We start from the raw sequence: 20,365 nt of genomic DNA on the forward strand, positions 1-20,365 counted from the left end.
AAAACGCCGCCCCGGCGCGCTCCCGAAATCGGGAACGAGCGGAGACGGCGCGCCTTGCGGCCGTGCTGCGCAACCGGCTTGACCGGCTGCGTTCATGCTTTTGCGACATGCGTCTTTTCGAAATCCGGCGAGTCGAACCAGTCGCCCGTCCGCGCCCACGTCGCATCGAGCGGTATCCAGCCGCCGTCCTCGTCCGTCAGCCGGACCGCGTTCCAGGCATGCGAGCCGAAGCCGCCGCGGCCGTCGGCGCCCATGCCCGTCACGACCTTGACCTCCAGTCCGACCGAACGCGCCATCACGGCGTACAGCCGGGCCGTGTCGATGCAGACGCCCTTGCGGGTGCGGAACGTATCCTCCGGATTCTGCTCCTTCCAGACGCCGCGCTCGACATAGCCGTCGGCCTTGTCCCAATCGTAGGCGATGCGGCTGCCGAGCCAGTCATAGAGCCGCCGCGCCTTGTCGCGGTCGCCGTCCGCGCCGGCCGTAATCCGGAGCGCCGCCGCGGCGATCTCGTCGGGAATGTCGGCGTCGATCAGCTCGTAGCGGCGCTGCATGACCTGCTGCAGCTCGCTGCCGACCGCCTCGGTAATGACCGGACCGCCGCCCTTCAGCAGATCGCCGGCAAGCGGCTGCAGCAGGCGGTCCGCCGCCTGCCGGTAGACGGGCGAGCTCTCGATGCCTGCCGCCAGCGGCGCCGCCGGGAACAGCGAGACGTACAGGAACAGCCCCGCCAGCAGCACGAGCGAGCGGCCGATGCCATGCAGCCCGCCGAGCAGCGCGCCTGCCGCGCGGCTGGCCAGCCCTCCTCCCGGAGAGCGGCGCGACGGGCGCGGACTGCGGAAGGAACCGCCGCGGCGCGGTCCGTCCTCCTCCGCATGCCGCTCCTCCGGATCGTACCCGTACGTCCCATCCGGCTCGTCATGAGCGCTCCAGCGATCCTGCCCGTATCCGCCGTCCCGCCCGCGACGCCGATGCTCGGCGTACGGCTCGCCGCGATGATGCCGCTCCGGTCCGAGCTCATCCTCGTCGTCGCTGCGCGGCGGACGGGCCAGCGCCTCGTAGCCCTTCCAGGCCAGCGGCGTAAACGCGGACAGCAGCAGCCGCAGCGCCGCATACGCGAGCAGGAACAGCACGCCGAGCCGCAGCAGCGGCAGATCGCGCACGCTCGTCAGGAACGTGTACCAGATCTGCTCGAACGAGCCGAGGCCGCGCTCCGGCACGGCCACCCGGCTCCGCAGCCAGTCGGCCGCGGGAGCGGACAGCAGCTGCGCGAGCCTGGCCGCGCCGAGCAGCGACAGGACGAGCAGCACCCCGTCCCAAACGAACGAGAACAGCCGCCGCGAGGAGCGCCCCGCTCCTCGGCGGAAGCCCTGCAGCAGCGACACGGCAATCAGCAGCAGCACGGCCAGGGCGACCGGCTCCAGCCCGAGCAGCGAGCGCAGCCATGCCGGCTCCTCCATCGACTTCTCCTCCCTTCCGGCGGCGCTAGCCGCATCCGCAGCGGCTTCCTTCTAGCCGCCGCGCTTCGCGCCGTCGATCAGGGCGCGGATCGTGCCGTCGATGCTCCAGCTGCCGAGCGGCGCGCCTTTGAACGAGACGTCGACCTTGTCCTCGCCCTTCGAGCCCGTCAGCTCGAGATTGCGGGTGGTCACCGTGAACGTGCCGTCACCGTTGTCCTTGTAGACGGCCTCCGCCGCCTCGCCGGCCATCGCCGTCACCGCCTGGTCGCGCACCTTGTCCCCCAGATCGCGCAGATCCTGCAGGTTGTAGCCGCTGTACAGCACGAGCCCGATCACGATGACCGCCGCCAGCGCCCACTTGGCGACCGTCTTGACGATGCCGACGACGAGCAGCAGCACGACAAGCCCCGCCGCCAGCACGAGCCAGTTTTCTTCGAAGAACGTTTTCCATGTATCCAGATCGAGTCCGGAAAGATCCATCGTTCAAGCCCCCTGTGTGAGGCGCGCGGATTGTCGGCGCCTTTCTTCTATCCCCAGTCCCCATTATACCCGCCTCCCTTCGGAGCGTAAACGCGGCCCCGGTCCAGGCCCGTCATATCCGGGCGCCGCAGGGCGTACAAGTAGTAGAGCCTGACCGCATGCCCCGCCGGGGCAAATGAACGCCGCAAAGGAGGTTGTTCGCCGTGAAGACAGCCGTCTGGCTGTACCTGTTTCTTTTCGTGGCGTTTTTCGACCTGCACGCCCAGTATCCGATCCTCACGCCGTTCGCCGTCTCGCTCGGCGCGGCGCCGTCCTTCATCGGCCTGATGATGGGGCTGTACTCGCTCACGCATCTGCCCGGCAACCTGATCGCCGGCTACGGCATCGACCGCTTCGGCAGCCGCTTGTTCATCTCGCTGAGCCTGCTCGGCGCAGGCGTCATCCTGCTGCTGCAGGCGCAGGTGACCAATCCGTGGCAGCTGCTCGCGCTGCGCTCGGTGAGCGGCTTCGTGCTCGCCTTCCTCTCGCCGGCCTGCAGCGCGCTGCTCGCGCGCATGGCCACGTCGGCGCTGCAGCAGGGCCGGCTCATGTCCGGCAGCGGGCTCGTGCACACGCTCGCGTCCGTCGTCTCGCCGGCGGCCGGCGCCTTCCTCGTCGCCCGCATCGGCTTCGCCAGCGCGTTTTACCTGCTCGGATGGGTGCTGATCGCCACCGCCGTCTGCTCCATCCTGTTCGTGCGCGATCCGAAGACCGCCCCGGCCGAGGCGGCCGCGCCCGCCATCGAGCCCCCCTCGGCGGCGGCCGGCGGGACCGCCCGCATCCCGTGGCTGCTCTATGCGCTGCCTGTAGCGGTCAGCTGCTCGCAGGGCATCCTTTCCTTCGAGCTGCCGCTGCTGTCCGCCACGACCGAAGGCATGATGCGCACCGGCATCCTGTTCTCCGTCGTCAGCCTCGGCGGACTCGTCACGCTCAGCATGCTGTTCCTGAACCGCGTCTCGGCCTTCTCGCGCACGCTGCTCGGCGCGCTTCTGCTCGCGGCCGCCTATTACGGCATCGCCGCCGAGGCTCCGCTGCCGCTCGTCTACCTGCTGTTCGTCGTCGGCATGGCCAAGGGCGTCATCTTCCCCGCCCTCTCGACGCTGCTCATCGAGCTCAGTCCGAGCAACCGCTACGGGCGCACGTTCTCGATGCTGTCGATCTCCTTTTCGGTCGGCGCCTTCCTCGGTCCGATGATCGCCGGCCATGTGCGCCACCTCGTGTCGCCTTATTTCATCTCGTTCCTCGTGCTCATGACGGCGGCGGCGATTTTGCCGTTCCACGGCGGCTTCCGGCGCCGCTCCGCCTCCCCGACCGCCCAATTGCGCTGAACCTGGGTGAATGCACAGGGCGCGTGCCAGGGAGGTACATATACTGCATCATGTCTGCCGGAGAACACGCCGAAGCGTCGGCGCTTCCCTCCGAACGACCCCAACATGCAAGCAAAGGGGTGACAAATCAGATGTCTTATGTCGAAGGTGTTGCAGGTGCAGGCGCTTGCGGTCCTGTAGGCGGAGTCGGCGGCGCGTGGGGTTCCACGGGCGCGATCCTCGTCCTGTTCATTCTGCTCGTAATCATCATCAGCAGCTTCTGCTACTAATCCGGAGCCCCCGCTCTCATAAAAACCCCTTGAAGGCCCGCCTCGGCGGGCCTTCCTTTTGAAAGGAGGAGGGACAAGCGCGTTGCCGGCCCGGCCCGCCTGCTTGTAGCGGATCCCCAAGAAGGGTATCGTAAGAAGACAGAGACGGCGCGGGAGCGGACAAGCCGCCCCCGCGCCGGGCGAAAAGGAGCGTGGCGGCGAATGAGGAGCGTCATCATCGTCGAAGGAAAGAACGACCGCAGCCGGCTGCGGCGCGTGCTGCGCGAGGAAGTCGGCATCCTGTGCACCTACGGCACACCGGGCACGGCGCAGCTGGAGCTGCTGCGCAAGCAGGCCGGCGACGCCCAGGTGTTCATCTTCACCGACAACGACGCGTCCGGCAAGCGCATCCGCGGCATGCTGCGCGACCAGTTCCCGGACGCCGAGCATATCTACACGCGGCGCGGCTACCCCGGCGTAGAGAAGACGCCGCCGGAATATTTGCTGGAGCAGCTCCAGAAAGCCGGCTTCGAGGAGGAGCTGATCTTCCCGGAGCAGCCGGAGGGCGTCCGCTGGAGCAAAGAAGACGGCCTGTAGCGCATGGATGCGCCGCAGGCCGTCTTCTTTTTCTTTCTCGCGAGGCGAAGTCCGTGCAAACTTGGCACGGCGGGCGCGGGCGGGAGGCCGGCGAGCCGCCTCAGCCTCAGGCCCGCTCCGGGCCTTTTTGGCGCGAGCCGTAAGGACGGTGGCGGACGCGCCGCAGCACCTCTCCGGTCTGCTCCGCCGGCTGCGGCCGGAAGAACAGATAGCCCTGGAGCTCGTCGCAGTCATGCTCCAGCAGATAGCTCAGCTGCAGCTCCGACTCGACGCCTTCGGCGACGACGGACAGCTTCAGCCTCCTGGCGATGAGCAGCATCGCATGGATGATCGCCTCGTCCCGCTCGTCGACGCCGATGCCGCTGACGAAGCTGCGGTCGATCTTGATCCGCCCGACCGGCAGCCGCTTCAGGTAGCTGAGCGAGGAATGCTGCGTGCCGAAGTCGTCGATCGACAGCAGGATGCCCATGTCGCGCAGCTGCTCCAGCGTGGCGAGATTCTCGTTGCGCATCGCCATGTTCTCCGTGATCTCGAGCTCCAGGCAGCTCGGGTCGAGCCCCGTCTCCTCCAGCACGCCGCGCACCGTGCCGACCAGATCCGGAGCCGCGAACTGGCGCGCCGACAGATTGACCGCGATCCGCAGCCCCGCCGCGCCGGCGTCCTGCCAGGCCTTGTTCTGGGCACAGGCCTCGCGCAGCGCCCATGCGCCGATCTCGACGATGAGGCCGGTCTCCTCCGCGAGCGGGATGAAGGTCTGCGGCGACACCTGGCCGAGCCGCGGATGGTTCCAGCGCAGCAGCGCCTCCAGCCCGGTCAGCCGGCCGGAGGCCGCCTCGATCTGCGGCTGGTAGTACAGCTCGAACTCTCCCCGCTCCAGCGCGCGGCGCAGGCCGTTGCGCAGCTCCATCAGCTCCGCGGCTCCGGCCTCCTCGGTGCCGTCGAACCATTTGTAATGGTTCTTGCCTTCGTCCTTGGCCCGGTACATCGCCAGATCGGCGTGCTTCGTCAGCTCCTCCGCGTCCGCCCCATGCTCGGGATAGAGGGCGATGCCGATGCTCGTCGTCAGGAAATACTCCGCTCCGCGCAGCTGGAACGGCATCCGGAAGCGGCCGATGATCGCATCGGCCAGCGCCTCCGCCTCGGCCATGCCGGAGACATCCGGCAGCACGACTGTGAACTCGTCGCCTCCGAGCCGGAAGCAGGCCGGGCCGTCTCCCGGCATCCGCTCCAGCCCCCGCTCCTGCCGGTCGGTCAGCCTCAGCGAAGCCTCGCGCAGCAGGTGGTCGCCGAGCTGATGCCCGAACGTGTCGTTGACGAGCTTGAACTGATCCAGGTCGAGGTAGAGGAGCGCCACGCTCCTCCCCGGCGTCTCCCCCGCTCTGGCGATCGTCTGCTCGAGATGCAGGTTGAAGCAGGAGCGGTTGAACAGCCCCGTCAGCGGATCGCGGTAGGCGAGGAAATGCAGCTCCCGCTCCTTGCTCGCCAGCATGCGGTTCTGGGCGCGCAGCTCCTCTTCGATCGCGATCAGCTCCTCGTTGGAAGCCTCGATCTCCTCGTTCGCCTCCTGCAGCTCGCGCGTGCGCATATCGACCTTGGCCTCCAGCTTGTAGCGGCCCGTCAGCTGCATGTACAGCAAGTACAGCACGAGCATCATGACGACGACGCTGCCGATGCGGGCCAGCCACAGCTTCAGCTCGATCTGTCCCAGAACTTCTTTCTTGAGCGCCCCGGCGAGCTCCCATGTCCCGTCCGGCACGTCCACGAGCTCCCTGAGGCGACTGTCCCCGAACAAGCCGGAGTCGCCAAGCAGCACGCTGCCGTTCACCCGCAGCGCGATGTCGAACTGCTCGTCCACGAACTCGTCCGAAATGCCCTTGAGCAGGTCCTCCATGTCCAGCACGACCGAGGCGAAGCCCCAGAACTGGTCGTCCAGATAGACCGACTGTCGGGTAATGAGACCGCTTCCGCCTTGGATCAGGTCAAGCGGCCCGACCAGCGTGACCGTCCTCAGCCCTTTCGCCCGCTCCGCGTTGGCTTTGACCGCCGGACGCTTGTCCTTGAACAAGTCGTTCCCGAGCAGCAGCTCGTTGCCCTTTTGCGGATAGACGTACCAGGCTACTCCGTTCGGGTAGAGGGACAGATTGCGCACATCCGGCAGCGCCGGCACGAAATGCGAGGAAAACTGGTTGAACCTGCCGTAATCGACATGGCCGTTGTAGCGCAGCTCCGTTTCGACGAAGGCGACCAGGCTCTCCGTCAGCAGCACCCGGCGCTCGACGCCGAGCCTCAGCTCGTTGGCCTTGAACGCCATCTGCCGGGAAGCGTCGCGGTAAGCCTCGTCGACGAGCTGCTGGCGGTAGAGCGCGGTGCTCCACAGCACCATGGACGAAAGCAGGATGAACAGCAAGCCGAGCAGCCCCCACAAGGTCAGGCGTTCGCGTCGGGACGGCATGTAGCGGCGGATGGATTCTCTCACGCGGCGGACTCCCTCCGGGCCTGGCCCCACGGGCAGGCCGAATCGTCTTGATGCAACTCTTCCCTTTATCGGCACTGGGGGGAAGCGCGATTAGAGGTCCAGCAGCGCGATGACGCCCGTCACCGTCGCGATGCTCGCGACCGTCGACAGCAGCACCGCCTGCGAGGAGAATTCCGGCTCGTTGTCGAATTCGACCGCCAGCAGCACGCTGCTGAGCGAGGTCGGCACGGCGGAGCTGACGATCAGCGCCTTGGCGGCGAGGCCGTCGATGCCGAGCAGCCAGACGGTCAGCGCGGCGAGCGCCGGTCCGGCGGCAAGGCGCAGCCCGAGCGACAGGCCGAGATCGAGCCCGCGGCCCGCCTTGGGCGCGGCGCCCCGCTTCATGCTCCCGAGCTGCACGCCGAGCGTCAGCAGCGCGGTGCCGATGAACGCGTCGGCCACATAGTCGAGCGGAGTCTGCAGGTAGACCGGCATCGGCGTCTGCGTCCAGTTGAGCAGGAAGGCAAGCGGAATGACGTAGATGACCGGCTGCGACAGAATCTGGCGGCGGATGCCGGCCCAGCTGCTCTTATGCGCGTTGACGCTGTAGATGCCGTACGTATTGGGCAGCAGCGACTGCATCATCATGATGAGCACCTGGATCGACAGCGTGAACGGATTCGCCGCGAAGGCGAGCTGGTTGAGCGGAATGCCGTAGTTGGCGCTGTTGTAGAAGAGCACGCTGTTGCGCATCGCCGCCCGCATCCCGCCCTCGTAGCCGCGCAGGCGGACAACCAGCTCGACGAAGGCGTATTGGAGCGCCATGAACACGGCGAAAAACAGCAGCACCTGCCCGATCAGCGAGACCGGAATGTCCGTCGAGTACAGCAGCTTGAAGATGACGGCCGGAGAGAACAGGTAGAAGTTCAGCTTGGACAGCGTGCGGATGTCGAGCGTGAAGATGCGCTGCAGGGACACCCCGATCAGGATCATGACGCAGAGCGGAATGATGTTGTGCAGCAGGATCGAGCCGAGCAGAGCCATGGGCGCGCCTTCCTTTCTTTGCGGGACGGCAAAAGGCCGGCGCTCGCGGCGCGGCCCGGGATAGGACGCGGCGCTGCGAGCGGCCAGCCTGGTCTAGGTGAGAGCTTCGACCGCCTCGACGAGGGAGGCGGCGATTTCGTCCGGCGTCTTCTTGAGATCGTTGCCGCCGATGATGTACTTGCGGATGCTGCCCTTCTTGTCGACGACGAAAATGGCGTCGGTATGGGAATAATTGCGTGACTCGTCCTTGACGACCATGAGGCCGAAGTCCTTGGCGAGCTGCTCCGAGGCGGCCGCGTCGTCCTGGCGCAGGAACCGCCATCCGGCCGGATCGGCATGGAACTTGGCCGCGAACGAGCGGATCGCCTCCGGCGTGTCGCGCTCAGGGTCGAACGTGATCGACTGCAGCTCGGCTTTGGTGCCGAACAGCCCTTTTTCCTTGAGCTGGTCCTGCACCTTGGACAGGATGAACGTCGTCGCGGGGCAGACGTCCGGGCAGCTCGCCCAATAGAAGTAGACGAGGCGGACCTTGCCGTCTGATTCGGCGGATGAGAAGGCCTTGCCGCCGTCCAGCTCGCTCTGCAGCGTGTACGCCGGGGCCGGCGTGTCCATCGGGAAGCTGACCGAGCTGCGGTTGTCCTGCAGATAGGTGACGAGCAGATAGGCGCCCATCAGCGCGCACAGCGCGAAGAGGGCGATCTTGAAGGCGTGCCTGCGGATGAAGGTCAACGTGGTTCTCTCCTTATGGCCCCCATGGCCTTATGTAGGCGGAGCCGCTGCGGGCTCCGGCGGCGCGAGGCCGATCAGGAGAATAGGCTCGTCCAGATCGACAGGCCGGCTTGGCGCGACGTGTCCGCGATCATGAGCAGGAACACGATCAGCAGATAATTGACCGAAATGAGGAAGTTGACCTTCGCCCATTTTTCCGTCTTCTCCTCGGTGGAGGCGTAGACGCCGGTGAACGTATGCACGAACCAGACGACGGTGAGAATGCCCGAGATCCACAGGAACCACGGTCCGACATAATCGTACGCATACATCAGAATGACGGTCGGGATGAGCAGCAGCACATACGGAATCATCTGCAGCTTGGTGCGGCGGATGCCTTTGACGACAGGCAGCAGCGGATAGCCGGCGGCGCGGTACTCCTCCACCCTGCGGATGGCGAGCGACCAGAAATGGGCGGGCTGCCAGAGGAACAGCAGCGCGAACAGGATCCAGGCTCCGGCGTCGATCTCGCCGGTGACGGCGGCATAGCCGATGACCGGCGGCATCGCGCCGGACACGCCGCCGATCGAGGTGCTCCACGTCGAGCTGCGCTTGAGCCAGATCGTGTAGACGACGATATAGACGAACCAGCCGAGCAGGCCGAGCCAGCCGGTCAGCGGATCGAGCGCGAACAGCAGCGCCAGTCCCGCCGCGCCGAGCACGACGCCGTATGTGATGACGAAGCGGGGAGAGACCCGGCCCGTCGGCAGCGCGCGGTTGCGGGTGCGTTCCATGCGCGTGTCGAGCTCGCGGTCCCAGTAATTGTTGATGACGCAGGCCGAAGCCATCGTCAAGCAAGTTCCGGCCAGCATCCAGACGAGCAGCAGCCAGTCGACCTGCCATTTGGACGCCACCCAGAAGCCGCCGAACGCGGCAAAAGCATTCATCCGGACGATGCCCGGCTTGGTAAGAGCGATCAGGTCTTTCAGCACATTCGTGCGCCTCCTGTTTTTGGAGCGGCAAAAGCGCAACGGGGCGCTAAGGGCTTCAGTAGTCAACGGTACTTATGATACCGAAAATCAAACACGGTGACAACGGAGCGCCGAAGTTGTTCAAGATTTCGACATGCCGGAGCGTCAACAATCCGACTTTTTTTGCAGCTGCAGGATTGTCCGCAGGAACACACCGCGGCGGCCCGCATAGATTAGAGATGTGGTCAGGAGCCCAGGCGGAGGGCATCCGGCTCAAGGCCAGACTCCCGCAGGAGGAGCGTGATCAGAAAGATGGCCGTCATCAAGACGAACGCCGAGAATACGAGGCTGCTAGCCCGGCTGATGAGGGCGGAGGCGGAAGGCGAAGGCGAGCTCGGCATGCTCATGGTCGGCAACGTCAGCGTCAACCGCGTCCTCGGCAACTGCCTCGACTTCCGCAACATCCGGTCGATTCCCGATATGGTGTATCAAAGTCCGGGCGGATACGAGGCCGTGCAAAAAAGCTATTTCTATCAGAAGGCGCGCGACAAGGAGATCCGGCTCGCCGAGCGGGTCATCGCCGGCGAGCGCCAGCATCCGGCGAGCAACGCGCTGTGGTTCTTCCGGCCGTCGGGCAGCTGCCCCGGCACCTGGTACAATCAGGCCAATACGGGCCGCTTCAAGGCGCATTGCTTCTTCGCGCCGACCGCCGAGGACTGTCCGAACGTCTACTGAAGCAAGCTGCAGGACCAAGCAACGACAACCACTAGAGAGCGGGGAAACAACCATGTCGAATGTTTACGATTACCGTATGTACGCCCACGGCGGCTATCCCGGCATGCCGATGCAATCGCCTTACGGAGGCAACTTCGTCGCCATGCCGCCGGCCGTGCCGAGCGGCGCCGTCGTCACGCCTCAGGGCGGAACGGTGCAGATGCTGCCGGCGACCGAGGAATCCTACGTCGAGAACATCCTGCGCCTGAACCGCGGCAAGATGGCTACGTTCTACATGACGTACGAGAACAACAAAGAGTGGAACGCCAAAATTTTCCGCGGCATCGTCGAGGCGGCCGGACGCGACCATATCATCATCAGCGATCCGTCCACCGGCATGCGCTACCTGCTGCTCACGCTGAACCTGGACTATGTCACGTTCGACGGTCCGATCGCGTACGAGTACAGCTTCCAGGGGCAGACCATCACGAACCAGACTCCGGCCGCCCAGCGCTAGAGCGGCGCCGGGCGGAACGTCCACGCATGGATGCGGCCCGCCCCGCCTGCCGTCCAGCCTCCGATCGCCGACCAAGGAGAGCGTCCGTCCAGACGCTCTTCTTGGCATGCCTTGGCCGCCGCCTCCGAGGCCGCAGGCCAGATCTCCACGAACAGTCCCGGCTGCTCGGAGCCTTCATAGAGCCGGACGTCCGGCCAGCGCTCGCGCAGCTCCCGGAGCCGCTCCAGGTACTCGTGCCGGTGCCGCTCCTCGATCTTGTACTCCACCATCAGCGCATATCCGTCCATCTTTGTCCTCCTGTCCGCACCCGGGCGGCGCAACGCCCGAGGTCGATCGCCTCATCCTACCATTGACCGGCCTGCCGGACAAGCGCGGCTCGTCCCGGCCGGCTCGCCTCAAGCCGGATAATCCGCCTTCTCCCGGGGGAGCCTAGAGAGAAGTCCAACATCGAAAGGGGACATCCACCGATGGATACGGGCACTCATCTCGTATTCGGTCTCGGACTCGCCGGACTCGCCACCGTCGATCCCATCGTCGCCGCCAGCCCGGCGATGTTCGGCGCCGTCCTCGCAGGCACGATTGTCGGCTCCCAGGCGCCGGATCTGGACGGCCTGCTAAGGTTGAAAAGCAACGCGCTTTATATCCGCAACCACCGCGGAGCCTCGCATTCGCTGCCGGCCGTGCTCGGCTGGACGCTTCTCATCACCGCCGCGATCGGGCTCGCCTGGCGCGGAAACGTCTCGTGGACGCATCTCGCCTTCTGGGTGCTGCTCGCCGTCTCGGTGCATGTTTTCAGCGACTGCTTCAATACGTACGGCACGCAGGCGGCCCGTCCGATCTCGTCCAAATGGATCTCCTGGAACATCATCCATATTTTCGATCCGTTCCTGTTCGCCGCCCATGCCGCCGCCCTGCTGCTGTGGGCGCTCGGAGCGGCCGCCCCGCAGGTCGTCTTCCCGGTCCTCTACGCGTTCGTCGTGCTTTATTACGTCTGGAGAACGCTCGTCCATCGGCGCACCGCAAGCTCGCTGCCCGGACTCGACCCCGAAGCGGCCGAGGGCGAGCGCTACATCCTCATCCCGACGCTGAAGCCCGCCAGCTGGAACGTCGTGAAGCAGCTCAAGGACGGCGCCTTCCGCATCGGAGACCTGCGCGGCGGCAAGCTTTCGTGGACGGGCACCGCCCGCTGCGAGGAGCATGAGGCGATCGACCAGTCGAAGTTCGACGCCTCCGTCCGCTCCTTCCTTTATTTCACCTCGTTCGCCTGCTCGGAAATGACCGAGCATGCCTGGGGGTACGAGGTGCGCTGGTTCGACGTCCGCTATCGGCATCGCAAGCAATATCCGTTCGTCGCCGTCGTCGTCATGGACCGCGACTACAAGACGCTCGGCTCTTACGTCGGCTGGCTGAGCGACGAGCGGCTGCAGAAGAGGCTGCGGATGAATACGTATTGAACGTCCTGCCGGTTGACCGAGAGCGCCCCCATCCTGCACAATAGATGGGGGCTTTCGTGCGCCGCGCAGCATTTTTCCCGTGCGCCTGGCCCGGCAAAAGCAGAAAAAAAGCCCAAGGTTTCCCTTGGACCTTTTCTTGTATGGCTTAGCGTTGAGTTCCGGACAGCTGCTGCTCGGCGATTTGCACCAGTTTCTTGGTGATGTAGCCGCCCAGCGATCCAGCGTCGCGCGTAGCTACGTTTCCGTAGTAGCCGTCAGCCGGGATTTGAACACCCAGGGATTGTGCCGCTTCGAATTTCAGTTGCTCAAGGGCTTGTTTTGCGCCTGGTACGACCAGTCTGTTGCTGCCGCTGTTGTTGCTTGCCATTGTGAATTGCTCCTTTCGAAGTTCGCACTGTGTTGTGTGTGTTGCAAGCTTGCAAGCTTATTATGTTCCGATTGCTTCGTTCTATTCTCACTATCGCGTTTTTTTCTCCACTTTATATTCGGGAGGCCGTTCCCCATGTCCAAGCCCCTTGCTCTCGTCTACGCCCTGCTGTCCGTAGCGCTCATGACCGCCACCGCGATCTCCATCAGCTACAGCGGCCGCGCCGCCATCGCGCTCGGACTGGCCACGTTCCTGTTCATCGGAGCCGGCTTCGTGCTCAAGTCGCGCCTCAAGAAGCGCTGAGCGGCCGGCTGCAGGCAAAACGAAAAGAAGCGTCCGCCCGCAAGGGCAGACGCTTCTTTTTTTTGCGCGCATGGCTCATGCGGCTTGCCTGAGCCCGCGGAAGGCGACCCGCCAGCCTCGCGCCTCGGCCTGCGGCCGGATCAGGCTTTAAGGAAGCCCATGCGCTCCTTGACGCCGGCGACGACGCGGTCGGCGACGACGGACGCCTTCTCCGCGCCTTGCTTCAGCACTTCCTCCAGCATGCCGGAGCTGCGGATCTCGCGATAGCGCTGCTGCAGCGGCTCCAGCACGTCGACGATGCGCTCGGCCAGCTCCTTCTTGAACGGACCGTAGCCCTGGCCTTCGAATCTCGCCTCGACCTCCGGCAGCGAGAGGCCCGACATGAGCGAGTAGATGCCCATCAGATTGCTCACTTCGGGCTTCGATTCGCGGTCGAACCGGATCTCGCGGCCCGAATCGGTCGTCGCGCGGCTGATCTTCTTGCGGATGACATCCGGCTCGTCGAGCAGAGCGATGAAGCTGCCCGGATTCGGGTTGCTCTTGCTCATCTTTTTGGAAACGTCGTCGAGCGACATGATGCGGGCGCCGATCTCCGGAATGTACGGCTCCGGAATCGTGAAATAGTCGCCGTAGCGGCTGTTGAAGCGGCCTGCGAGATCGCGCGTCAGCTCCAGATGCTGCTTCTGGTCGTCGCCGACCGGCACGAGATCCGCATTGTAAACGAGGATGTCGGCCGCCATGAGCGAAGGATAGACGAACAGCCCGGCTCCGACCGACTCCTTGCCCGCCGACTTGTCCTTGAACTGCGTCATCCGCTCCAGCTCGCCCATCGACGTCAGCGTCGTCAGCAGCCATCCGAGCTCCGCATGCGCCCGCACATGGGACTGCATATAGATGGCCGCATGCTGCGGGTCGATGCCCGCCGCCAGATAGAGGGCGGCGATCGACTGCGACTGCTCGCGCAGCGCGGCAGGCTCCTGAGGAACGGTGATCGCATGCAGGTCGACGACCATGAAGTAGCATTCATGCGTCTCCTGCAGGCGGACGAAGTTCTGGAGAGCTCCGATGTAGTTGCCGAGCGTCAGCTGGCCGCTCGGCTGGATGCCGGAAAGCACTTTTTTCATCTTGCTTCACGCCTTCTCTTGGAATTTTTGAACGCAAAAAAGGCCTCTCCTCCGCAAGGGACGAGAGACCGTGGTGCCACCCTAATTCGCCGGCGCCCGCTTCGGGGCTGCATCGGCCTTTGGATCCGCTAACGGGGATCAAGCGGGGACAAGCCCGGCTCCAGAGTCCATTCCGCGCGGTCCGTTCCGCCGGCTTCTCAGCATCCGCCGGCTCTCTGGGAAACGTCCTTGGCTGCGCGTACTCCATTCTGTCGTTGCCTTTAGAACGATTATAGTCCCGCTCTGCGAAAAGTCAAGGCGAGCACGCCAAACTGGGCGATGCGGCCAGAAAGCGGAAGTTCCCGTTCTGTCCTCGGCGGAGCGCGCATAGGCATGGAGGAGGAACGTCCAGCCTGTCCGCCCTTTCTCGGCGCAGGACAGGACAAGCCGGACCGGAAAGGAGCTCCTTTCGATGACCCGACGCTTGCTGCCGCTGCTCGCCGCCGTTTCGACGATCGGCGCGGGTGCAATCCTGCTGCTGATCGCGCGGCGCGACATGGGGCTGGACGCGGCTGCCGCCTCCCGCTTCGGCTCCGTCTTCATCGGGATCCTGCTCGAAGCGCTGCCCTACCTGCTGCTCGGCGTCGCCATCTCCGCCGTCGTGCAGATCTATCTGTCGGAGCGGCTGCTGCGCCGCCTCCTTCCCCGCCATCCGCTGCTCGCGGTGACGGCGGCCGGACTGCTCGGCATCGTCTTTCCGCTCTGCGAATGCGGCATGATCCCGGCCGTGCGGCGCCTCATCCGCAAAGGCATGCCCGCCTACGCGGGCATCGCCTACATCCTCGCCGGACCGGTCGTCAACCCCGTCGTCTTCTCGTCCACCTGGGCCGCGTTTGGCGGCACGCCGCAGATGGCCATCGCGCGGACCGGGCTCGCCTTCGCCGTCGCCTTCGCGATCGGAGCCATCCTGTGGAAGACGCTCAAAAGCGATCCGCTGAAGGCCGATCTCGCCTCGCTCTACGCTTCGCTGCCGCAGGAGGAGCCGCCGGCGCGCCCCTTCGGAGGCCGGCTGCAGTCGGCCGCGCTCCATGCGACGGACGAGTTTTTCGACATGGGCAAATATCTCATCCTCGGCGCCGCGCTGGCCACGCTGTTCCAGACAGCCGTCAGCCGCTCCTTCCTCGAGGAGCTCGGCGGCAACCAGCTGCTGTCGCATCTGTTCCTGATGGGCGTCGCCTTCCTGCTCTCGCTCTGCTCGACGTCGGACGCGTTCGTCGCCGCCTCCTTCGGCGGCAGCTTCGAGAACGGCGCGCTGCTCGCCTTCCTCGTCTTCGGACCGATGATCGATCTCAAGAGCCTGCTGCTCCTGCTCGCTTCGTTCCGCGCCCGCACGGTTCTGCTCGTCGCCAGCCTGGCCGCCGTCTTCACGCTGACCGGCTCCTGGCTGCTCGAAGCCGTCTATCTTCCTTGACAAGGAGGCGCTCCGCAAAATGGCTCCAACCGCTCTCGCCGCCCTTCATCATGCGGCCAAATCGGCCGTGCTCGCGGCTTTGTCGCTGTCGCTCACGCAGCTTGCACGGACCGGGACGCTGAACCGCTACATCGCGCCGAAGCTCGAGCTCGGCGTCAAGCTGTCCGCGCTCGCCCTGTTCGCGCTCGCCGTATTCCGGCTCTGGATCGCGCTGCGCGCCTGGCAGGGCGACGACGCCGAGGCGGACTGCGGCTGCGGCGCCCACGGCCCTGCGGCTGCGGGACCGAGGCAGCTGGCCGTGTACGCGATGTTCCTGCTGCCGATCGTCTTCGGGCTGCTGCCCGCCGTGCCGCTCGGCAGCGCCGACGCCGCCCGCGCCGGCATCCATCTGCCTGGCGCCGCGGCGGAGCACCCGCAGCGCTCCGACACGGCGGCGGATGCCGAAGCGTTTCCGTTCGACGAATTCACCCGTCCTTATGCCGAGCTGGCCCGCCGGCTGCACGCGCTGCCCTTGATCGACGTTCCGGAGCCGCTTTATATCGAGACGCTCTCGTCGATCGACCTGTACCGAAAAGCGTTCGCAGGCCATCGCATCCGCCTGACCGGCTTCGTCCATCGCGATTCCGGCGCGACGGACGGCGTCTATCTGCTCAGCCGCTTCGCCGTCTCCTGCTGTCCCGCCGACGCCCGGGCCTACGGCTTGCCGGTCCTCGACGCGCAGGCGAAGCAGCGGCGGACCGACGAGTGGCTCACGGTGGAAGGCGTGCTCGAGGAAGGCGTCTACGACGGCCAGCCCGCGCTCGTGCTCCGAGCCGAACAGACGCGATCCGCTCCTCCGCCCGCCTCCCCGTACGTCTATCTCGATCCCGATTTTTAAATCGAGGACCTCGATGTGCATATATTGGCAGACGAGGCGCATACTACCTCCATCAAAAAGGAGGTGACGCATATGGCAAGCAACAACAGGCTCGTCGTTCCGGGCTGCCAAGCCGCCCTGGAGCAGATGAAATACGAGGCCGCTCAGGCGCTGGGCATCCAGATTCCTCAAGACGGCTATTACGGCAACATGGCGACCCGCGATGCAGGCTCTCTCGGAGGCTACATAACGAAACGTCTGGTCGAGATCGCCGAGCAGCAGCTGTCCGGCAACGCCCGTCCTATGCGCTGAGAGCGCAGCTCCGAAGACAGAACGAAAAACAGCCTTTGTCCGCCATGGACAAAGGCTGTTTTTCAGGGAACATCATTCTTCCGACACGCTGCCGCGATCCCACAGGCCGGGATGCCTCGGCTCGTAGCGGAAATGAGAACTGGCCATATTGTAATTCGATTCGCATAGCATGCTGGCCGACCAGCTGGAGGCGGCTCCTTGGCGGCGCACCGAGAAGTCGTATAGAAGCTCGCCATGGGTCCAGCTCCACTTGCTCTTGAGCGCATCCACCGCCATCTGCCGGAATTCCTTGACCTGCTCGGCTGTCAATCCCGCTGGCGATTGGGGGGAGGCGGGAGGCTTCAGCTCGATAGGATTGTGGCGGATGCCGTATTTTCCGACCGTATTGTTGCGGATATGGATCAGCACTGTACCCGAGGAGGCATGGGTAAGCTCGGACTCAAGCTGACGGAATACAAAGTCGACTTGCCGTGCCAGAGGCGAAGCGCTGTTGCTTTGCATCTAATTCACCTCCGATCGAAATGAAGTCGTTTAGCGACATTATAGGACAGCGTTTTTTCAGGTTCAACTAAATATTAACAGAATAGGATAGAGTTTTAACCCTTTTTAGGGTACATCGATCTACTTCCCAATAGGACTTAAGCACCTTTCGACGCAATTCCCCCTTTTTTTCGTTTCCCTGGCCCCAGGTCTACATCTTCATGGTCGGATTACCGATTATTAGGTAACGCTTTCTTTATCCATATCAGCGATAGGAGTCGATTTCAGCATGGAATGGTATCATTCTCTCTCCATCAAGAACAAGGTTCGCTTCGGCATCTTTACGGCGCTCGCTGTATCCATCCTGTTTTTCCTCGTCCTCAGCCTGATGGCGGGCTCGCCGCTCTGGCCGGTCGCGGTCGCGCTCGTCGCCGGAGCCGCCGCCTCCTATCCGCTCGCCGCCGTCGTGGAGCGCTCGCTCACCAGCTCCATCGAGGAGATGACGACGGTCGCCTACGGCATCTCCAAGGGCGACTTCACGCAGCGGGTCGATACGTCCAGCGCCTCGCTGGGGCAGCTGGCCCACTCCTTCAACAGCATGATCGACAAGCTCCGCGAGATTCTCGCCGACACGTCCCGCATCGGCCGCATGGTCAACGAGACGAGCACGAGCATCTACAACAAAAACTCGCAAGTGAAAGCCGTCATGGAGCAGGTCGGCACCTCGGCCGGCGAGCTCGCCTCCGGAGCGGGCGAAATCGCCGAGGAGGTCGGCGGCATGAGCGACTCGATCCGCGAGATCGAGTCCAAGGTGGCCACCTACGCCGAATCGAGCCGCATGATGAACGAGCGCTCGGAGGCGGCGATGCGCCTCGTCGAGCGCGGGCAGCAGTCCGTCGAGACGCAGGCCGAAGGCACCCGCCGCACGGCTGAGGCCGCGGCCCATGTCTCCGAGGCGATCGCCCGCCTGTCCGAGGCGGCTGGCGGCATCTCCGCCATCACCCGCACGATCTCCGATCTGGCGGAGCAGACGAACCTGCTCTCGCTCAACGCCTCCATCGAGGCGGCCCGGGCCGGCGAGCACGGCAAGGGCTTCGCGGTCGTCGCCCAGGAGGTGCGCAAGCTCGCCGAGGAATCGACGGCGTCGACCAAGGAAGTGTTCACGCTCGTCAAAGGCATCGAGCACGGCCTCAAGGACGCCAACGCCAACATCAAGATCAACGAGCAGGCCGTCGAGCTCCAGTCGCAGATGCTGCGCGAGACCGAAGCGGTGTTCCGCGAGATCGTGGAGAGCGTGCAGTTCATCTCCAGCCAGATCGAGCAGTTCGCCCGCGAGAGCGAGAGCATGCTGGACAACGCGCGCGCCATCTCCGAGGCCATCGGCAACATCTCGGCGATCACGCAGCAGTCCGCCGCCGGCACCCAGCAGGTGTCCGCTTCGATGAACGAGCAGGTCGACTCCATCCAGACGATCGTCGAGGAGACCGGACGGATGCAGCAGATGGCTTCCCAGCTGCAGCGCACGATTCAGATTTTCAAATTCTGATCCGTCTCTTGTCCGCGAAGGACGCCGCCATCGGCCGTCGCTCTCTTCATGGCCGATGGGCCGTATGGAGCGGGGGAACGCAGGGAATAGCTAATCCGCAAGCCTCTGGACCGCCATCCGGAAGGCCGGCTTGATCCCTGTAGGAGGTGTACCGATGAAGCCTTTGCGCCGTTGGCCGGGTTGGCCCGCCCTGCTGCTCGCGCTGCTGCCGCTTCTGGGCGGAACGCCGAAGATCGCCGGCGCCGCTTCCGCTGGGGAGGCCCCGACCGCTGCCCCGGCGGAAGCGGTCGTTCAGGCGGCCGCCCTCAAGCCAAGGACGGTTTCCTGGATTACGCTATCGCGGGAGTATCCCGGGGCGTTCGCCACGCGCGGACCGGCCGGCATCAAGCGCGTGGCGCTGACGTTCGACGATGTGCCGGACGAGCAGTATACGCCGGAGGTGCTGGACATTCTGGCCCGAGAGCATGTGCGGGCCACCTTTTTTGTCGTCGGAGAAAGAGCGGCGAAGGCGCCCTCCGTGCTCTGCCGCATCCGCGCGGAAGGCCATGCCATCGGCAATCATTCGTACGACCATACGTCTTACGCCCATCTGCCTCCCTCGAAGTTCGAGGAACAGATCGAGTCGACGAGCCGCCTGCTCAGGACCCATCTCGGCTTCACGCCGCGCTTCCTGCGGCCTCCCTACGGAGAAATCACGCCCCGCCAGCTGATGTGGACCCAGAGCCGCGGCTACTTCGTCGTCAATTGGGATGTCGACACGCAGGACTGGAGAGGGCTGTCCGCCGACCAGATCGTGCGCAACGCCCAAAAGACGCTCGCACCGGGCAGCATCATCCTGCAGCATGCCGGCGGCGGCATCGGCGAGGATCTGAGCGGCACCGTCAAGGCGCTGCCCCGCCTCATCCGCATGCTGCGCGATCAGGGCTACGAGATGGTGACGGTGCCGGAGCTGCTCGGCGAATCGGAAGAAATCGAGAAAATGCGCCTCTATTGACAAAGAACCGGCTCCTTGGCGAAAGGAGCCGGTTCTTCTATCTAAATGAAGCGGTATGGTATGGTTTGGTTTGGCTTGGATCAGGTCAGGACATGCACCTTGACCCATTGGAAGCCGAACGAACGAGCTTCGGCCGTCGTGCCGGGCACGAAGATGTCGATTCGGTCTCCTTTGATGCTGCCGCCTGTATCCGTCGCGGTCGCGATCATGCCGCCGACCGGCAGGCCGTCGTAGCTGTAGCCGGTAATGTACAGCTTCGTTCCAAGCGGAATCTGCTTCGGATCGACCGCGACGGTGCCGACGCGAAGCGGGTTTCCGAAATAGTCGACCGCTCCCCATTTTCCGTTTTCGGAAGCCGCGGACGTATAGGCGCTTGCCTTGATCTGAAGCGTGCGTCCTACCTCGTAGGACTTGCCGGTCGGATCGATGACTTTTTTCGTTCCCTCGTCGGCGGCGATCAGGCGGATGCCTGCGGACGAGGCGTGGATCGTCGTGCCGGCCGGAATGGAGAGCTTCAAGCCGGAGTAGATGTTCGTCGGCTCGATGCCTTCGTTCATCTCCATCAGCTTGTCCAGCGGAACATGGAACGCCTGCGCGAGCTTCCAGAACGTATCGCCGTCCTTGGCGACATACGTCGTAGCGGCGGAGGCCGATACGGGAGAGCTCAAAAGCGCGAGGCCGGCCAAAACGGCGGCGGCGGATTTGATCATCGGGCGGAGCATGGTCTTCATCGTCATGGGCATGGTTCCTCCTTGGTGGGACGCTTCGGGCTCCGTTCGTCGGGCCCGGCAGCGGAATGGTGCGGTCCGCGCAAAAACCTACGGGTGTCAGAATAACACAGGCTTCCTCGCGGCGGACCAGCCAAAAACAACCAGCTGCGGATTATGAAAGGCTCTCATTTTCGCCCGACAGCGGTCA

At 64.6% G+C, this 20,365-nt stretch carries 23 protein-coding genes; 12 read left to right on the forward strand and 11 right to left on the reverse strand.

Annotated elements, in window-relative coordinates:
• Positions 1-92: 92 nt before the first annotated feature.
• On the reverse strand, positions 93-1,460 hold the full coding sequence (locus NYE40_RS18605) for a transglutaminase-like domain-containing protein (RefSeq protein WP_153784140.1): 1,368 nt from the start codon (positions 1,458-1,460) through the stop codon (positions 93-95).
• Positions 1,461-1,511: 51 nt separating this feature from the next.
• Positions 1,512-1,940 (reverse strand): hypothetical protein, encoded by a 429-nt coding sequence (locus NYE40_RS18610; protein ID WP_028600510.1) that lies wholly within the window; start codon positions 1,938-1,940, stop codon positions 1,512-1,514.
• Between the two features lie 203 nt (positions 1,941-2,143).
• On the opposite strand from NYE40_RS18610, the gene NYE40_RS18615 reads away from it, so the two are divergent.
• From NYE40_RS18615 to NYE40_RS18625, 3 genes are all read left to right on the forward strand, one after another.
• Positions 2,144-3,307 carry an MFS transporter gene (locus NYE40_RS18615; protein WP_153784141.1) on the forward strand — a complete coding sequence of 388 codons (1,164 nt, stop codon included), beginning with the start codon at positions 2,144-2,146 and terminating at the stop codon, positions 3,305-3,307.
• A 131-nt stretch (positions 3,308-3,438) separates the two neighbouring features.
• Complete coding sequence (locus tag NYE40_RS18620) at positions 3,439-3,576, forward strand: hypothetical protein (RefSeq protein ID WP_164820166.1); 138 nt, start codon at positions 3,439-3,441, stop codon at positions 3,574-3,576.
• 201 nt (positions 3,577-3,777) lie between these two features.
• On the forward strand, positions 3,778-4,152 hold the full coding sequence (locus tag NYE40_RS18625; RefSeq protein WP_028600508.1) for a toprim domain-containing protein: 375 nt from the start codon (positions 3,778-3,780) through the stop codon (positions 4,150-4,152).
• A gap of 106 nt (positions 4,153-4,258) precedes the next feature.
• Here the strand turns inward: NYE40_RS18625 and NYE40_RS18630 are convergent, their stop codons facing one another.
• From NYE40_RS18630 to cyoE, 4 genes are all read right to left on the reverse strand, one after another.
• Entirely contained in the window at positions 4,259-6,628 is a 2,370-nt protein-coding gene (locus tag NYE40_RS18630; RefSeq protein ID WP_101808052.1) for an EAL domain-containing protein, read from the reverse strand.
• Positions 6,629-6,718: 90 nt separating this feature from the next.
• Positions 6,719-7,651 carry an AEC family transporter gene (locus NYE40_RS18635; protein ID WP_028600507.1) on the reverse strand — a complete coding sequence of 311 codons (933 nt, stop codon included), beginning with the start codon at positions 7,649-7,651 and terminating at the stop codon, positions 6,719-6,721.
• A gap of 93 nt (positions 7,652-7,744) precedes the next feature.
• On the reverse strand, positions 7,745-8,380 hold the full coding sequence (locus NYE40_RS18640) for an SCO family protein (protein ID WP_028600506.1): 636 nt from the start codon (positions 8,378-8,380) through the stop codon (positions 7,745-7,747).
• 74 nt (positions 8,381-8,454) lie between these two features.
• Positions 8,455-9,390 (reverse strand): heme o synthase, encoded by a 936-nt coding sequence (cyoE, locus tag NYE40_RS18645; protein ID WP_084137577.1) that lies wholly within the window; start codon positions 9,388-9,390, stop codon positions 8,455-8,457.
• Between the two features lie 252 nt (positions 9,391-9,642).
• Here cyoE and NYE40_RS18650 point away from each other — a divergent pair, with 252 nt between their 5' ends.
• Both NYE40_RS18650 and gerQ read left to right on the forward strand, forming a co-directional pair.
• Positions 9,643-10,065 (forward strand): cell wall hydrolase, encoded by a 423-nt coding sequence (locus tag NYE40_RS18650; RefSeq protein ID WP_101808053.1) that lies wholly within the window; start codon positions 9,643-9,645, stop codon positions 10,063-10,065.
• A 103-nt stretch (positions 10,066-10,168) separates the two neighbouring features.
• The gene (gene gerQ, locus NYE40_RS18655; protein ID WP_228551898.1) at positions 10,169-10,561 is read left to right on the forward strand and encodes a spore coat protein GerQ; all 393 of its coding nucleotides are present in this window, start codon (positions 10,169-10,171) and stop codon (positions 10,559-10,561) included.
• Here gerQ and NYE40_RS18660 read toward each other — a convergent pair.
• Positions 10,558-10,848, reverse strand: a complete 291-nt coding sequence (locus NYE40_RS18660) for a hypothetical protein (protein WP_101808054.1) — start codon at positions 10,846-10,848, stop codon at positions 10,558-10,560. The genes gerQ and NYE40_RS18660 overlap by 4 nt on opposite strands.
• A gap of 180 nt (positions 10,849-11,028) precedes the next feature.
• On the opposite strand from NYE40_RS18660, the gene NYE40_RS18665 reads away from it, so the two are divergent.
• Entirely contained in the window at positions 11,029-12,015 is a 987-nt protein-coding gene (locus NYE40_RS18665; RefSeq protein WP_028600504.1) for a metal-dependent hydrolase, read from the forward strand.
• 145 nt (positions 12,016-12,160) lie between these two features.
• On the opposite strand, the gene NYE40_RS18670 is transcribed toward NYE40_RS18665, so the two are convergent.
• Positions 12,161-12,382, reverse strand: a complete 222-nt coding sequence (locus tag NYE40_RS18670) for an alpha/beta-type small acid-soluble spore protein (RefSeq protein WP_028600503.1) — start codon at positions 12,380-12,382, stop codon at positions 12,161-12,163.
• A gap of 135 nt (positions 12,383-12,517) precedes the next feature.
• Here NYE40_RS18670 and NYE40_RS18675 point away from each other — a divergent pair, with 135 nt between their 5' ends.
• Entirely contained in the window at positions 12,518-12,685 is a 168-nt protein-coding gene (locus NYE40_RS18675) for a hypothetical protein (protein ID WP_164820167.1), read from the forward strand.
• A gap of 140 nt (positions 12,686-12,825) precedes the next feature.
• Here the strand turns inward: NYE40_RS18675 and trpS are convergent, their stop codons facing one another.
• The gene (gene trpS / locus NYE40_RS18680; RefSeq protein ID WP_101808055.1) at positions 12,826-13,809 is read right to left on the reverse strand and encodes a tryptophan--tRNA ligase; all 984 of its coding nucleotides are present in this window, start codon (positions 13,807-13,809) and stop codon (positions 12,826-12,828) included.
• Between the two features lie 451 nt (positions 13,810-14,260).
• Between trpS and NYE40_RS18685 the strand changes: the two genes are divergently transcribed.
• From NYE40_RS18685 to NYE40_RS18695, 3 genes are all read left to right on the forward strand, one after another.
• On the forward strand, positions 14,261-15,259 hold the full coding sequence (locus NYE40_RS18685; RefSeq protein WP_028600501.1) for a permease: 999 nt from the start codon (positions 14,261-14,263) through the stop codon (positions 15,257-15,259).
• Between the two features lie 19 nt (positions 15,260-15,278).
• A complete protein-coding gene (locus tag NYE40_RS18690; protein WP_028600500.1) occupies positions 15,279-16,136 on the forward strand; it encodes a TIGR03943 family protein in 858 nt (285 codons plus the stop codon).
• 72 nt (positions 16,137-16,208) lie between these two features.
• Positions 16,209-16,427, forward strand: coding sequence for an alpha/beta-type small acid-soluble spore protein (locus NYE40_RS18695; RefSeq protein WP_028600499.1), 219 nt, complete (start codon positions 16,209-16,211; stop codon positions 16,425-16,427).
• Between the two features lie 72 nt (positions 16,428-16,499).
• Here NYE40_RS18695 and NYE40_RS18700 read toward each other — a convergent pair whose 3' ends face one another.
• Positions 16,500-16,928 (reverse strand): hypothetical protein, encoded by a 429-nt coding sequence (locus NYE40_RS18700; protein ID WP_028600498.1) that lies wholly within the window; start codon positions 16,926-16,928, stop codon positions 16,500-16,502.
• A 268-nt stretch (positions 16,929-17,196) separates the two neighbouring features.
• Between NYE40_RS18700 and NYE40_RS18705 the strand changes: the two genes are divergently transcribed.
• Positions 17,197-18,453, forward strand: a complete 1,257-nt coding sequence (locus NYE40_RS18705; RefSeq protein ID WP_101808056.1) for a methyl-accepting chemotaxis protein — start codon at positions 17,197-17,199, stop codon at positions 18,451-18,453.
• Between the two features lie 154 nt (positions 18,454-18,607).
• Positions 18,608-19,447, forward strand: coding sequence for a polysaccharide deacetylase family protein (locus NYE40_RS18710; RefSeq protein ID WP_028600496.1), 840 nt, complete (start codon positions 18,608-18,610; stop codon positions 19,445-19,447).
• A gap of 80 nt (positions 19,448-19,527) precedes the next feature.
• Here NYE40_RS18710 and NYE40_RS18715 read toward each other — a convergent pair whose 3' ends face one another.
• Positions 19,528-20,184 (reverse strand): 3D domain-containing protein, encoded by a 657-nt coding sequence (locus NYE40_RS18715; protein WP_228551653.1) that lies wholly within the window; start codon positions 20,182-20,184, stop codon positions 19,528-19,530.
• Positions 20,185-20,365: the final 181 nt, after the last annotated feature.

Origin of the sequence: Paenibacillus sp. FSL W8-1187, assembly GCF_037965485.1 — a bacterium.
GTDB classification, from domain to species: domain Bacteria; phylum Bacillota; class Bacilli; order Paenibacillales; family Paenibacillaceae; genus Paenibacillus_O; species Paenibacillus_O pasadenensis.